This is a genomic window from Stutzerimonas decontaminans, assembly GCF_000661915.1.
GTDB classification, from domain to species: Bacteria; Pseudomonadota; Gammaproteobacteria; order Pseudomonadales; family Pseudomonadaceae; genus Stutzerimonas; species Stutzerimonas decontaminans.
Genome location: NZ_CP007509.1, coordinates 1,691,675 through 1,705,150, shown reverse-complemented (window position 1 = coordinate 1,705,150; position 13,476 = coordinate 1,691,675). Strand labels below are relative to the sequence as shown.

Genomic DNA, 13,476 nt, shown 5'->3' with positions numbered 1-13,476 from the left:
GAGTTTCCGAGTTAAGAGCAACAGCTGTGCCAACGCTTCGACACGGCCGTTGCGCCACGCTGTGTTACTGAGTCGACACCGTATCAGGAATAGAGGACCTGCACTGCCAGGGCTGACCGCGCCCAACGTGTTGCTGCGACAGGCGGCAGAAAACCGACGCTGCCAGTGCAGCAGCGTCGGTTCTAGAGATAAAACGGGTAAACCACGCGTTACGCGTAGTAGTCCACCAGGCCGCGATCGCCCGCGCTGCGATTGCTGGAAATCTCGCTGACACCCTGCTGCAGCTCGCCTTCGCCAGCCTCGCCATCAGCTGAGGAGCCACCGCGTGAGGCCCCACCATCCGCGCCGCCTTGCCAGCCCCGCGCAAGCGACTGATCGGAGACGTTGACGTCCATGAGATTCATGCCCTGCTGAGTGAACATCTCGCGCAAACGCTGCATCTGGCCTTCGAGCGCGTCACGCACCCCGGCATGGGGGCTAAGGAAGGTGACCTGGGCCTGGTCCTTGGTCAAGTCGATACGCACCTCCATGCGCCCGAGCTCAGCGGGATCGAGCTGAATCTCGGCCGATTTCAGATTCTGACTGGACAGCCACATCACGCGGTTCACTACAGCCTCGCTCCAGCCGGACTGCTGCATCTGCACCGGCTGCCCGGGTACCAGAGCTGGCCGCTGCGCCTGCTGAACCTGCTGGGTGATCGCCTGGCTCAAGGGATTGAGACGCGCTGCGGCCAATTCACTGGCACTCGAGGAGCGGCTTTCCTTGGGGGCCTCAACGCTGTCCAGCAGATCCTTTACTGCAAGCTCCAGTTCAGGCTCTTCGCTATCCGCCGAGTCCTTGCCCGCCAGCAGAACGCTGGCAAAACCATCGTCCGCCTCGGCCTTTGCCTGCGCATCAGCCAGCGGATTCTGCAATTGCTGCGTCGACTTCTGCACGCCCAGCGTCTCAGCCGATGTCTGCAAGCCGGTGACCGCTGGCTCATCCGCGACCAGCTCCCCTTCCCCGGCAGTAAGGCTTTGCGCCACTGGAAGCCCGGCCAGCAGCGAATCGCCCTCCGGCTCCCCTGCCGGCTGAGCGTCTGCCTGGGTCACGAATTGTCCGCCCAGGCCCAGCAGCAACAGCGGGTCCAGCTCGGTCTCAGGCAGTTCTTCGGAGGCTGCGTCCGCGGGCAATGCATTGCCGCTTTCGGCAACTGCCGACTTTTCGTCGGCATTTACGCCGGCTGCTTCTTGCCGGCCTTTGTCGTCAACGGGCTTGTCGCGACCACTGTCATTGCGCGCCGAGCGCTCGACAGGTTTGCTCTGGCGTTCCTTGGCGTAGACGTCCGAAAAGCTGGCGCTGCCGCTGTCCCGCCCTTCGCGCGGCGCGTCCGGGGCCTTGGCCGAAGCCTTGGCTCGGGCATCAACGGAAGGCGTTTTGAGTAACAGGTCGGGGGAAACAGCCATGAGGTCATTACCGCTACGGGTGGATCGTAGCGGTAGTAGAGCAAGTTCCGGGCCAGGATCAAATGATGCTCAGCGCAACGACAAAGGGGCTCGCAGGGCCTGCCACATGCAGCAACTGCGGGGTTTCGCGGCATCGCAAGCCGCGTCGACGGCGGTTGAGTAGGCGACCCGCGTCAGAGATTTGGCCATCAGGCGTAGCGTTGGCGCTCCGCTCTGAACAGAATGCCGACAATAGCGAATTCGCGTTCGATGGACGCGATGAGGGCAGGCGCCTGCGCAAGCTGCTCACCCCGAGCGGCCGCTTCCAGCTCCTGGCAGAGCTCTGCCAGGAGCAAAGCGCCCATGTTGCTGCAACTGCCCTTGAAGCTGTGCGCGGCACGGCGCAGCGTTTCGGCCTGCTCGGCTTGGCAGGCCTGGCGCAGCAGCCGGACACGCTCTTCGGAATCGGCGAGAAAGGTATCCAGCAGTGCCGGATACTCACTCTCCATTACGTCCTGCAGCGTGGCCAGCACGGCGCTATCGAGATGAGTGTTGGACACCGGCACACCCCTGATTGAAAGCGACGGATTATGCCTCAGCCGGCCAGATGAACTCCACGCTCAGCCCCTGACCGTCCGACTGCCAGTCGAATCCGTCGCTCAACTGGCGTATCAGGTGCAGCCCCCTGCCACTGAGGCGGTCCCCAGCCAGCTGAACCTGCAACGCTTGCGTCACGTCGAACCCGCCGCCACTGTCGTCGATATCGATGCGCAAGCGCCCGCCGCGGGCGTCCGTCCTGATGGCCAGCTCCAGATGAACATGCCCTTCGGCCAAGGCCTGCAGCCGTTGCTGGCGTAAGTCGTAGTAGCGCTTGAAACCCTCGGCATCGCACTTGAGCGCCGAGTCGAGACCAAGCACGCCATGTTCCAGAGCATTGGAATAAAGCTCGCCAAGTACGGCATAGATGGCACCGGCGCGCGGACGTAGCTGATTGACCTGCAACAATAGCTGCAGCAGCATCGGAAGCGGATTGCCGCTGCGCAGGCTTTCGGCTCGCATTTCGAGTCGAATCGACCAGTCCATGGGCCGCGAGCGATGTGCAGTAGCCGCCGCAGCGAGCGGCGCGGCGATCGTCCCGTCAGTTACCACCACCTCGACCAGACTGAGATCGTCATGCTGCTGACCATGGAAATCCAGCAGCGCCTGCTCGACCTCATCAAAGAGCTGCGCCGGATCGCGATTGGCGGTCAGCGCAGCCAGCAAGCGCTCCTCACCAAAGAGCTCATCATCGGCATTGCGACTCTCCACCACGCCGTCGGAGAGCAATAGCAGACGGTCGCCGGGTGCCAGCGGGTAATGCTCGAACTTATCGTCGAGCGCCGCGGCGGACACCACGCCCAGCGGCAAATGACGGGAAACCAAAGCGGTGCGCTGGCCATTGGCGGAGATCAGGTAACCGTCCGGCAAGCCACCGTTCCAAACCCGCAACGTGCCCTGCTGGGGGTTGATGTCGAGCAGGGCCGCGCAGCAGAACATTTCCACCGGGAGGATCTGCTTGAGCTTGGCATTCATCTCGCGAAGGATATCGGTGCTGGAATAACCCTTGGCGGCCATCCCATAAAAGGTTTCCGCCAACGGCATGGCCCCGATTGCTGCGGGCAACCCATGCCCCGTGAAGTCGCCGAGCAGGACGAACATCTGCCCTGCTGGCGCCTGGACCGCCAGCAGCAGGTCTCCATTGAACAGGGCCTGGGGCGACTGCCGGTAACGGATGTTCGGCGCGCTCAAGCAGCCGGCATGGGCGACCTTATCGAAGATCGCCTTGGCTGCCCGGTGCTCGGCAAGCAATTGCTGGTTACGCCTTGCAATCAGGTCACGCTGCTCTAGCACCGTCGCCTGGAGTCGGCGCAGGCGGTGCATGGCCTGGATCTTGGCTTCGAGGATGATCGGGTTGTAGGGCTTGGCTATGAAGTCATCGCCGCCCGCTTCCAGGCAGCTGGCCAGCGCTTCGTGCTCGGTCAGCGAGGTCAGAAAGATGATCGGTACCAGCTCGTCACCAGCCAGCTGCTTGATGCGCCGCGCCGCCTCGAAGCCGTCCATCACCGGCATCAGCGCATCCATCAGCACCAGCTGCGGACGCTCCTGCTGAAACAGCTCGACTGCTTCCTGACCATCAGCCGCGGTAAGTACCCGATGACCCTGTTTGGCGACGATGGTGGAAAGCAGCATCCGATCGACCGGGCTGTCCTCGGCGATCAGGATCGACAGCCGCATCGGCATGTCAGGCAATCACGAACAACTGTTCGAAATTGGATACCGAAAGGATCTTGCGTACATCGGGACTACAGTTGAGCAGGCGAATATCAGCTTCATCGCCGCCGGCGTGGTCACGCAGCAACAGCAGCATTCCCAGCGCCGAGCTATCCATATAGGTGGTGCCCTGCAAATTCACCACATAACGCTGGGGATTCACATCCTGACGCTGGTAGGCATCGCGGAAGGCCTGATGCGCATTGAAGTCGAAGCGTCCGCTAATGGAAATGGTCAGCTCCTGCCCATCCACCGAAGGCTGCGAGTTAATGGTCATGCGGGACTCCCTGATCCGGAACATCTAGAAGGCTGCTCGCGCTGGCGGCCGTCGCTTATGCGAAGTGGACAGCCGTATGCGGGCTGAATATGCAGTGATCCGAACCAGGCCGGACCGACCGTCCATCAAGGGCTGATGAACGCTGCGTAAGGAACGGGTGAAGATTTATCACTCAAGGCGCAACACGGCAAGCACGAATCCGGCGTGGGCGCACACCGGGTCGAGGCGACGGGCAGGCAGGCGGCGGATCATCGATCACGAGCACGGCCGGCCAATCGCTGAGCAAATTCGTCGAGCAGCTTCTGTTCACGCTTGTCCGCGGCGATGCGAGCCTCGCGCTGATAACTTTCGATCAGCTTGCTCAACCCTTCCACTCGCGCATGCTTTTGATGCCATTGCTGGCGCAGCTTGAGCAAATTGTCGCGATACCAGTTGACGCTGCGCTGCTGCTGGCCGATAGCCGATTCCAGCTGGGACAGAAAGCGCTGATAGTTCATCAGCCACTGCCCGGAAACGCCCTGGCTGCCCTGCTGCATCCATTGCTGCTGATAATCACCGAAATACTGCTCGAGTTCGGCGAGCTTGGTTTCGGCCTGCGTCAGCTGCGTCTGGGCCTGCCCGAGCAGCCGTGCGGCATCACGTTCGGCACGCTCGGCCATTTCGATGACCGGCGCCAGGCGCGCCGCTCGACTGGCCGCCATCGGTTAGCCCGCTTGCCGAGGACTGAAAACCGCAGCCAGCTGCGCGGCACTCTGGTTGAGGTCCTCGCTTTCATCTAGCCCCTGGCGCAGGTAGCGGACCATCTCCGCCTGCCGGGCGATGGCCAAGTCGGTTTCCGGGTCGCCACCCGGCACGTAGGCGCCGACGCTGATCAGATCGCGGCTCTGCTGATAGCGCGACCACAGCTGCTTGAAGCGTTGCGAGGCCCTGACATGATCGGCGCTTACCACCTGCGGCATGACCCGGCTGATGGAGGCCTCGATGTCGATCGCCGGGTAGTGGCCTTCCTCGGCCAGCCGACGCGACAGCACGATGTGCCCGTCGAGCACGCCACGAGCGGCATCCGCGATTGGGTCCTGCTGGTCATCACCTTCCGACAACACGGTATAGAACGCGGTGATGGAACCACCACCCTGTTCGGCATTGCCGGCGCGTTCGACCAGGCTGGGCAGCTTGGCGAATACCGATGGCGGGTAGCCCTTGGTCGCCGGCGGCTCGCCGATGGCCAGGGCGATCTCGCGCTGGGCTTGGGCGTAGCGGGTCAACGAATCCATCAGCAGCAGCACGTTCTTGCCCTTGTCGCGGAAGTATTCCGCGATACGGGTGCAATACTGCGCGGCACGCAGGCGCATCAGCGGCGCTTCGTCGGCAGGCGATGCGACGACTACCGAACGCTTGATGCTCTCCTCGCCGAGGATGTTCTCGATGAACTCCTTGACCTCGCGGCCACGCTCGCCGATCAACCCGACCACGATGATGTCGGCCTCGGTGAAGCGGGTCATCATGCCCAGCAGTACCGACTTGCCGACGCCTGTGCCGGCGAACAGACCTAGACGCTGGCCACGCCCGACGGTGAGCAAGCCGTTGATGCTGCGGATACCGACGTCCAGCGGCTCGCTGATCGGATGGCGCTTGAGCGGGTTGATCACCGGGCCGTCCATCGGCACCCAGTCCTCGGCCCTCATGCCGCCCTTGCCGTCCAGCGCACGCCCTGCCCCATCGAGCACACGGCCTAGCATGGACATGCCCATGGGCAACCGTCCGGTATTTACCAACGGCACGACCCGCGCGCCAGGCGCGATACCAGCAAGACTGCCGACCGGCATCAGGTACAACTTGCCGCTGGAAAAGCCCATCACCTCGGCCTCGACCTCGGTGGGGTGATAGCTATCGTCGTTGATCACCAGGCAGCGACTGCCGACCGCTGCGCGCAGGCCCTCCGCCTCCAGCGTCAGGCCGACCATACGTAGCAGGCGCCCCTCCAGCATCGGCTGGCCGGGCAGCTTGATCGCTTCGCTGTAGGCTTCGAAACGCTTGGCGAAACTGACTCGCTCAAGGCGCATCGGGCACGTCCAGTTCGATGGTCAGATCCGCCGCAGGAGGACGGGTAGCGTTCTCCCGCTGCTGTTCGAACAGTTGCTTGATGGCCTGGGTGAGGCGCGTCTCGATGCTGGCATCGATTCGGCTGTGTTCGGTTTCGATATGGCAGCCGCCAGGCAGCAGGCTACTGTCCTCGAGAATTCGCCAGGTTTCCTCGTGCCGCTCACGCAGCGCCTTGATCAGCTCGAAATCCTGCGGATTGACATGAATGCGCACGTTGTTGGCGCCCATGGGCAACAGCTTCAGCGCTTCGCGCAATACCTGGCGAATCTGGCTGGAATCGATCAACAGATCGCGCTGAATCACCTCGCGCGCCATATGGCTGACCAGGGTGGCCATGGCGTGCTCTAGATTACGATCCTGATCGGCGATCGGATCGAGTAACTGCTCCATCAGCCGTTCCAGGCTCTCCACCCGTGGCGCCAGCGCCGCATCGGCTTCCTGCCGCGCCTTGAGCTGCCCGGCGTGAAAGCCGTCTTTCTCTCCAGTAGCAAAACCTTCGTTGTAGGCCTGCTGGCGGATCGCTTCGAGCTCGTCGAGCGTCAGCGGTTTGACTTCCTCGACCGGCACGTCTTCGCTACGCGCCAACTCTTCAACAGGTTCCTCCACGGCCTGAACCGCAGGCACCACCTGTTCCTCACCTTGCGGATCGAAACTGGGCAAAGACCAGCGATCGAACAGGCTGACATCTTTCGCACGAATGACGTCGCTGGGGTTGTCCTTGGCCATGTGAGGGATTCGTACCTGCTTAGATCATTTCCTCGCCGCCCTTGGAGCCCAGAACGATTTCTCCGGCCTCGGCCATGCGGCGAGCAATGGTAAGGATTTCCTTCTGCGCGTTTTCGACATCGCTGACGCGCACCGGACCCTTGGCTTCCAGATCATCGCGCAACAGTTCGCCGGCGCGTTTGGACATGTTCTTGAAGACCTTCTCTTTGATGCCGTCGTCGGCGCCCTTGAGCGCCATCACCAGCACATCGGAGGATACCTCACGCAGCAGCACCTGGATGCCACGGTCGTCGACTTCGGCGAGGTTGTCGAAGACGAACATGAGGTCCTCGATCTGGCTGGACAGATCCTCGTCCACGTCGCGAATGGCGTCCATCAGCTGGCCTTCGATGGAGCTGTCCAGATAGTTCATTATGTCTGCGGCACGCTTCACGCCACCCAGGCTGGCCCGGCTGGTGTTGGTACTGCCGGAGAACTGCTTTTCCAATATCAGGTTCAATTCCTTCAGCGCAGCCGGCTGCACGGTATTGAGCGAGGAAACGCGCAACACGATATCCAGTCGCACCTTGTGGTCGAAGTGCGAGAGCACTTCGCCGGCCTGATCCGGATCGAGATAGGCCACCACGATGGCCTGGATCTGCGGGTGCTCGTAGCGGATCACGTCGGCCACTGCACGCGGCTCCATCCACTTGAGGCTATCCAGACCACTGGTATTGCCGCCCAGCAGGATACGGTCGATGAGCCCACCAGCTTTATCCTCGCCCAGTGCCTGGGTGAGCATCTTGCGGATGTAGCCATCGGAGCCCACACCCAGACTGGTCTGATCACCGACGATCTCGACGAATTCGCTCATCACCTGTTCGATCTGGACTTTCTGCACATTGCGCATTTGTGCCATGGCAGTACCGACCCGCTGCACCTCCTTCGGACCGAGATGGCGCAGAACCTGCGCGGCATCGGTTTCACCCAGCGAGAGCAGTAGAATGGCGGCCTTGTCGACCTTGTTGAGCTTGGCTTGAACTCGATTGTCACTCATCGGCGTTGATCCACTCTTTCACCACCTGGGCTACCCGTCCCGGGTCATCGGCCACCAGGTTCTTGATCGCGTTCAGCTGGGCTTCATATCCCTCGCTGGGGCTTGGCAACAGGATGTTCTGCGGGCCACTCAGGCTGACCCGGTCATTCGACAGGCCCGACTCCAGGCCTTCCTCGTCGCCCAGATCACCCGGACCATTGGCGACTTGCAGCTCCTTGCCACTGGTGGGGTTGGTCAGGCTCTTGAGCACCGGACGCAGAACACCGAACACCAGCACCAGGATGAACAGCACGCCGAGCACCTGCTTGACGATGTCCCAGAACCAGGGTTGCGAATAGAACGGAATCTCTTCGAAGGTTTCGCCAAAACTGTCGGCCACGAATGCCGTGTTGATCACGCTGACGCTGTCGCCGCGGCTTGCATCGAAGCCCACGGAGTCCTGCACCAGACGGGTAAAGCGCGCCAGATCGTCGGCAGTCCATGGCACGCGGACCATCTCACCGGCGGCGTTGATCGACATCTGATCGTCCACCACGACGGCTACCGACAAGCGACGCAGGCGGCCGTGCTGTTGCTTGGTATAGCTGATGGAACGGTCGAGCTCATAATTGCGCGTGGCCTGTTCGCGCTTGTCGGCCGGGAAAGGCGCGAGCATCGGCTGGCCGGTTACCGGATCCATGATCTGTTGGCCATTGGCATCGAGCAGCGGCTGGCCGGGAGCCACGGCGCCAGCGGCAGCGGCGGCCTGATTGGCCTGCTCAGGCGCAGCAGCCGGCCCAGGTGGCTGGTTGCTCAGGGCGCCCGGTACGCCTTGGGGCGGCAGGCTGCTCTGGCGCTGTTCATTGACGCTCTGCTCGCTGCGCAGCGCCGGCTGATCTGGATTGAAGGTTTCCGAGGTGGACTCAACCGCGCTGAAATCAACATCTGCCGATACTTCCGCCTTGTAGCGACCGCTACCCAGTACCGGTTGCAGGATGTTGTGTACGCGCTGGGTGTAAAGGCTCTCCATGCGGCGGCTGTAGTCGAACTGTTTGCCGGCCATGCTCAGCTCGGTCAGCTCTTGCTGGTCGGACAGCAGGGTGCCTTTCTGGTCCACCACGGTGATCTGCGACTTGTTCAGCTCCGGCACGCTGGTCGCGACCAGATTGATGATCGCCATCACTTGGCTCGGCTCCAGCGCGCGGCCCGGATACAGCTCCACCAGGACTGAGGCGCTAGGCTTGCGCTCGTCGCGGACGAACACGGAGCTTTTCGGAATGGCCAGGTGCACCCGGGCACCCTTGACGTTGTTCAGGCTGGAGATAGTACGACCCAGCTCGCCTTCGAGGCCGCGACGATAGCGAGTCGCCTCCATGAATTGGCTGGTGCCGAGGCCCTGATCCTTGTCGAGAATCTCGAAACCGATATTGCTGTCGGCCGGCGCAACACCGGCACTGGCGAGTTTGAGGCGGGCACGCGCCAGATCATTGGCTTTGACCAGCAACGCGCCGGAATTGGGCTCGACGGTATAGGCGATATCCGCGGCGGCCAGGGTTTCCATTACCTGGTTGGCATCCATCCCGGCCAGGCTGCCAAGCAGCGGGCGATAGTCGGGCTGCTGCGACCAGAGCACCACAGCAAAACCGATCGCCACACTCGCCGCCAGACCGACCAACAGGCCGACCTGCCGCAGCATGGACATATCCGAAAGGTTTTCCAGGAAGGACAAGCCCAGCAGGGGCTTCTTGACGCCCTCGACGGTAGCCGGCACCGGAACGTTGCTCAACGCTTCAGCCATGATTCAATCCGCCTCAAACCGGCATCTGCATGATGTCTTGGTAAGCCTGAACCAGCTTGTTACGCACCTGGGTCATGGCCTGAAAAGAAACGCTGGCCTTCTGCGAGGCGATCATCACTTCGGTCAGGTCAACACCGCCCTGCCCCATTTCGAAGGCAGACGACAGCTGGCTCGAAACCTGCTGGGTTTCGTGCACCTTGTTCACCGCCTGGCCAAGCATGTCGGAGAAGCTCGGAGCGCCGACCTCCTGGGTCTTGACCTCCGGCTTGCTGCGCGCCATTGCATCGGTCTGCATGGCCCGCATTTCCAGCATCAAGCGATTGAATTGAACACCCTGACTCATCTAACCCTCCAACAGCCGCGGTTTTTTTGACGCATCGCGGCAGGCATGGAGTAGATAGCAACAAGGGTGCCAGATCGAGCCGCGTCGCACAGGCGCGGCGATGACCTGCACTCGGACTGACGACTGTTACGCCCAATGCACTCGCCGCTGTACCGCGACGCTTCCCGTGCGGGGCCCATAGGCTTGTAGGATAGGTGCGCTCTAGCGCGCCGCCGCGCCCTCATATAAGTAGAAACACAGAATGAACCAGATCAGCCGCACCGCCTTGCACCCCCTGAGCGACAGCTCGCCTTCTACCGTCGTGGCCGGTTTCATCGCCATGCTCACCGGCTATACCAGTTCGCTGGTGCTGATGTTCCAGGCCGGCCAAGCCGCAGGCCTGAGCGCGGCGCAGATATCCTCATGGATCTGGGCGCTATCGATCGGCATGGCGATCTGCAGCATCGGTCTGTCGCTGCGCTATCGCACGCCGGTGGTGGTTGCCTGGTCGACGCCGGGCGCCGCCCTGTTGATCACCAGCCTGCCCGGCGTGCCGTACGCAGAAGCCATCGGCGCGTTCATCTTCGCCTCGGCGCTGATTGCCCTGTGTGGCATTACCGGCAGCTTTGAACGGCTGATGCGGCGAGTCCCGGCATCGCTGGCAGCGGCACTGCTGGCGGGCGTGCTGTTCAATATCGGCAGCGAGATTTTCCGTGCTGTCGAGGTTCAGCCGCTGCTGGTGCTTAGCATGTTCTTCAGCTATCTGCTGGCCAAACGCTTGCAACCACGCTACGCCGTGCTCGCCGCCCTGCTGGTCGGCTGCTTGATCGCTGGAGTCTTCGGCCTGTTGGACTTCCAGCGTTTCAGCCTGCAGGTCGCGGTGCCGGTATGGACCACGCCGGCGTTTTCCCTCGCCGCGATCTTCAGCATCGGCATACCGCTGTTCGTCATCGCCATGGCGTCGCAGAACATGCCGGGCCTGGCCGTGCTGCGTGCCGAGGGCTATCAGGTGCCGGCTTCGCCACTGATCTCGACCACCGGCATCGCCTCGGTGTTGCTGGCGCCATTCGGCTCCCATGGCATCCACCTGGCGGCGATCACCATGGCGATCTGCGCAGGCCCCGAAGCCCACCCCGATCCGAACAAACGCTATACGGCGGCTGCCTGGTGCGGCGTGTTCTACGGAATCGCGGGGATCTTCGGCGCAACCCTGGCGGCTTTGTTCGCCGCCTTTCCGGCGGCACTGGTGTTGTCGGTCGCCGCGCTGGCGCTGCTCGGCTCGATCGGCTCGGGGCTGACCCAAGCCATGCAGCAGCCCAACGAGCGCGAGGCGGCGCTGATCACCTTTATGGTGACGGCGTCGGGGCTGACACTGTTCGGAATAGGCGCCGCGCTATGGGGGCTGATTGCGGGGGTGTTGACGCTGGTGATTCTGGGCCGCCGCAGCTAGGCCCGCGTCAAAAGTGTTGCCCGGCCCAGAGAGCGCCGGGCAGACTCGCTAGACCGCCGTCGCACCACCATCCACCGCCAGCGCTTGGCCGGTGGTGAACGCGGCACCATCGCTGCACAGGTACAACACCGCGGCTGCGATCTCCTCGACCTTGCCGATGCGCCCGACCGGGTGCATTGCGGCGGCAAACTCAGCCTTGCGCGGATCGGCCTCGTAGGCGCGACGGAACATGTCGGTGTCGATCACCGCCGGACATACCGCATTCACGCGGATCTGCTTCTTGGCGTACTCGATGGCCGCGGATTTGGTCAGGCCGATCACCGCATGCTTGGATGCCGCATAGATGCTCATCTTCGGCGCGGCGCCCAGGCCCGCGACCGACGCGGTATTGACGATGGCGCCACCGCCCTGCGCCAGCATGACCGGCAGTTGGTGCTTCATGCACAGCCAGACGCCCTTGACGTTGACGCCCATGATCGCATCGAACTCCGCCTCGCTGCCTTCGGCCAGGCGTCCCTGCTCGATCTCGATGCCGGCGTTGTTGAATGCGTAATCGAGTCGCCCGTATTGCCCCAGCGTCTGCTCGATGAGCGCCTTGACCTCCGCGTCACGCGTCACGTCGCAGCGCACGGCGATCGCCTGGCCGCCAGCAGCACGAATGCTTTCTGCGCCATCGCAGATGCCCGCTTCGTCGATGTCGGCCAGCACCACCTTGAGGCCCTGCTCGGCGAACGCCTGCGCCGTGGCGCGACCGATGCCTGCTGCTGCGCCGGTAACCAGGGCAACCTGCCCGGAGAATGTCATGCTCATGATTGTTCTTCCCGAAGAATTCGTCTCACCTTGATGCCCGCGAAATGACCGCACAAGGCTTCCCGGTCGAACTTATACCGCCATGCGCTCGCGCATTTCACTGCTGCCAGGGTCATATCACCGAACTGGATGCCCATTCATTCCAGCCTGCTGACGTACCTTGCGGCGCCGCGCTGGCCGGGCTAAACCAAACCTTTCGCAAACACGAGGCTTATTTCATGACCCTGCTCAACCAGCAATTCCTGCTAGCCCAGCGGCCGATCGGTGCGCCGACCCGGGAAACCTTCGACTACGTCGAGAAGCCGGTGAGCGAGCCTGGCCCCAATCAGATTCTGGTCAAGGTCGAATACCTGTCCATCGACCCGGCCATGCGCGGCTGGATGAACGATGCCAAGTCCTACATTCCGCCGGTGGGCATCGGCGAAGTGATGCGCGCCCTCGGCGTCGGCAAGGTGATCGCCTCGCAGCATCCGGACTACAAGGAAGGCGACTATGTAAACGGTGCGCTGGGCGTGCAGGCGTACTACCTCGGCGAGCCGAGGGGCTTCTACAAGGTCGACCCGCTGCAGGCGCCGCTGCCCCGCTACCTCTCGGCACTGGGCATGACCGGCATGACCGCCTACTTCGCTCTGCTGTCGGTCGGTCAGCCCAAGGCCGGCGAGACCGTGGTGATTTCCGGCGCCGCCGGTGCGGTCGGCAGCATTGCCGGACAGATCGCCAAGATCAAAGGCTGTCGCGTGGTGGGCATCGCCGGCGGCGCAGATAAATGCCGCTTCCTCACCGAGAAGCTCGGCTTCGACGGTGCCATCGATTACAAAAACGAGGATCTGGCGGCTGGCTTGAAGCGCGAATGCCCGAAAGGCGTGGACGTGTACTTCGACAACGTCGGCGGCGACATCTTGGATACCGTGCTGCAGCGCATCAGCGTCGGCGCGCGTGTGGTGATCTGCGGCGCCATCAGCCAGTACAACAACAAAGAAGCGGTGAAAGGCCCATCCAACTACCTGTCGCTGCTGGTCAATCGCGCACGGATGGAGGGCATGGTGGTGACCGACTATGTTTCGCGCTATCCCGAAGCGATGCGCGACATGGCGGAATGGCTCGCAAGCGGCCAACTCAAGAGCAAGGAAGACGTCATCGAAGGATTGCAGACCTTCCCCGACACGCTGATGAAGCTGTTCACCGGCGGCAACTTCGGCAAGCTGGTGCTCAAGGTCAGCTGATCACCTTTTCCACTCAAC

Annotated in this window: 13 protein-coding genes; 2 read left to right on the top strand and 11 right to left on the bottom strand. The window is 62.5% G+C overall.

Translation table 11 applies throughout. The annotated features are described in order from the left end of the window. Window positions 1-209 precede the first annotated feature (209 nt). From UIB01_RS07990 to fliE, 10 genes are all read right to left on the bottom strand, one after another. On the bottom strand, window positions 210-1,445 hold the full coding sequence (locus UIB01_RS07990; protein WP_038658621.1) for a flagellar hook-length control protein FliK: 1,236 nt from the start codon (window positions 1,443-1,445) through the stop codon (window positions 210-212). 188 nt (window positions 1,446-1,633) lie between these two features. After that, window positions 1,634-1,984 (bottom strand): Hpt domain-containing protein, encoded by a 351-nt coding sequence (locus UIB01_RS07985; RefSeq protein ID WP_038665535.1) that lies wholly within the window; start codon window positions 1,982-1,984, stop codon window positions 1,634-1,636. Window positions 1,985-2,012: 28 nt separating this feature from the next. Then, a complete protein-coding gene (locus UIB01_RS07980) occupies window positions 2,013-3,704 on the bottom strand; it encodes an ATP-binding SpoIIE family protein phosphatase (protein ID WP_180983561.1) in 1,692 nt (563 codons plus the stop codon). Window position 3,705: 1 nt separating this feature from the next. Next, window positions 3,706-4,011: an STAS domain-containing protein gene (locus UIB01_RS07975; protein WP_015276575.1), complete on the bottom strand. Its 306-nt coding sequence runs from the start codon at window positions 4,009-4,011 to the stop codon at window positions 3,706-3,708. A gap of 248 nt (window positions 4,012-4,259) precedes the next feature. Beyond that, window positions 4,260-4,712: a flagellar export protein FliJ gene (fliJ, locus tag UIB01_RS07970; protein ID WP_038658616.1), complete on the bottom strand. Its 453-nt coding sequence runs from the start codon at window positions 4,710-4,712 to the stop codon at window positions 4,260-4,262. 3 nt (window positions 4,713-4,715) lie between these two features. Further along, window positions 4,716-6,074 (bottom strand): flagellar protein export ATPase FliI, encoded by a 1,359-nt coding sequence (gene fliI, locus UIB01_RS07965; RefSeq protein ID WP_038658613.1) that lies wholly within the window; start codon window positions 6,072-6,074, stop codon window positions 4,716-4,718. Further along, complete coding sequence (fliH, locus tag UIB01_RS07960; RefSeq protein ID WP_038658610.1) at window positions 6,064-6,840, bottom strand: flagellar assembly protein FliH; 777 nt, start codon at window positions 6,838-6,840, stop codon at window positions 6,064-6,066. The genes fliI and fliH overlap by 11 nt, the downstream gene beginning before the upstream one ends. A gap of 19 nt (window positions 6,841-6,859) precedes the next feature. After that, the gene (gene fliG / locus UIB01_RS07955) at window positions 6,860-7,876 is read right to left on the bottom strand and encodes a flagellar motor switch protein FliG (protein ID WP_038658607.1); all 1,017 of its coding nucleotides are present in this window, start codon (window positions 7,874-7,876) and stop codon (window positions 6,860-6,862) included. Beyond that, window positions 7,869-9,653, bottom strand: a complete 1,785-nt coding sequence (gene fliF / locus UIB01_RS07950; protein WP_038658604.1) for a flagellar basal-body MS-ring/collar protein FliF — start codon at window positions 9,651-9,653, stop codon at window positions 7,869-7,871. The genes fliG and fliF overlap by 8 nt, the downstream gene beginning before the upstream one ends. A gap of 13 nt (window positions 9,654-9,666) precedes the next feature. After that, the gene (gene fliE, locus UIB01_RS07945; protein WP_038658601.1) at window positions 9,667-9,996 is read right to left on the bottom strand and encodes a flagellar hook-basal body complex protein FliE; all 330 of its coding nucleotides are present in this window, start codon (window positions 9,994-9,996) and stop codon (window positions 9,667-9,669) included. Window positions 9,997-10,237: 241 nt separating this feature from the next. Here fliE and UIB01_RS07940 point away from each other — a divergent pair, with 241 nt between their 5' ends. Next, entirely contained in the window at window positions 10,238-11,425 is a 1,188-nt protein-coding gene (locus tag UIB01_RS07940; protein WP_038658598.1) for a benzoate/H(+) symporter BenE family transporter, read from the top strand. A gap of 48 nt (window positions 11,426-11,473) precedes the next feature. Here UIB01_RS07940 and UIB01_RS07935 read toward each other — a convergent pair whose 3' ends face one another. Further along, window positions 11,474-12,235 carry an SDR family oxidoreductase gene (locus tag UIB01_RS07935; RefSeq protein WP_038658596.1) on the bottom strand — a complete coding sequence of 254 codons (762 nt, stop codon included), beginning with the start codon at window positions 12,233-12,235 and terminating at the stop codon, window positions 11,474-11,476. A 218-nt stretch (window positions 12,236-12,453) separates the two neighbouring features. Between UIB01_RS07935 and UIB01_RS07930 the strand changes: the two genes are divergently transcribed. After that, window positions 12,454-13,458, top strand: a complete 1,005-nt coding sequence (locus tag UIB01_RS07930; protein ID WP_038665529.1) for an NADP-dependent oxidoreductase — start codon at window positions 12,454-12,456, stop codon at window positions 13,456-13,458. The last annotated feature ends 18 nt before the right edge of the window (window positions 13,459-13,476 follow it).

Bases quoted from the DNA above. Each gene is read 5' to 3' on its own strand.
- UIB01_RS07990 (WP_038658621.1), bottom strand. From the start codon at position 1,445: ATGGCTGTTTCCCCCGACCTGTTACTCAAAACGCCTTCCGTTGATGCC.
- UIB01_RS07980 (WP_180983561.1), bottom strand. From the start codon at position 3,704: ATGCCGATGCGGCTGTCGATCCTGATCGCCGAGGACAGCCCGGTCGAT.
- UIB01_RS07975 (WP_015276575.1), bottom strand. From the start codon at position 4,011: ATGACCATTAACTCGCAGCCTTCGGTGGATGGGCAGGAGCTGACCATT.
- fliJ (WP_038658616.1), bottom strand. From the start codon at position 4,712: ATGGCGGCCAGTCGAGCGGCGCGCCTGGCGCCGGTCATCGAAATGGCC.
- fliI (WP_038658613.1), bottom strand. From the start codon at position 6,074: ATGCGCCTTGAGCGAGTCAGTTTCGCCAAGCGTTTCGAAGCCTACAGC.
- fliH (WP_038658610.1), bottom strand. From the start codon at position 6,840: ATGGCCAAGGACAACCCCAGCGACGTCATTCGTGCGAAAGATGTCAGC.
- fliG (WP_038658607.1), bottom strand. From the start codon at position 7,876: ATGAGTGACAATCGAGTTCAAGCCAAGCTCAACAAGGTCGACAAGGCC.
- fliF (WP_038658604.1), bottom strand. From the start codon at position 9,653: ATGGCTGAAGCGTTGAGCAACGTTCCGGTGCCGGCTACCGTCGAGGGC.
- fliE (WP_038658601.1), bottom strand. From the start codon at position 9,996: ATGAGTCAGGGTGTTCAATTCAATCGCTTGATGCTGGAAATGCGGGCC.
- UIB01_RS07940 (WP_038658598.1), top strand. From the start codon at position 10,238: ATGAACCAGATCAGCCGCACCGCCTTGCACCCCCTGAGCGACAGCTCG.
- UIB01_RS07935 (WP_038658596.1), bottom strand. From the start codon at position 12,235: ATGAGCATGACATTCTCCGGGCAGGTTGCCCTGGTTACCGGCGCAGCA.
- UIB01_RS07930 (WP_038665529.1), top strand. From the start codon at position 12,454: ATGACCCTGCTCAACCAGCAATTCCTGCTAGCCCAGCGGCCGATCGGT.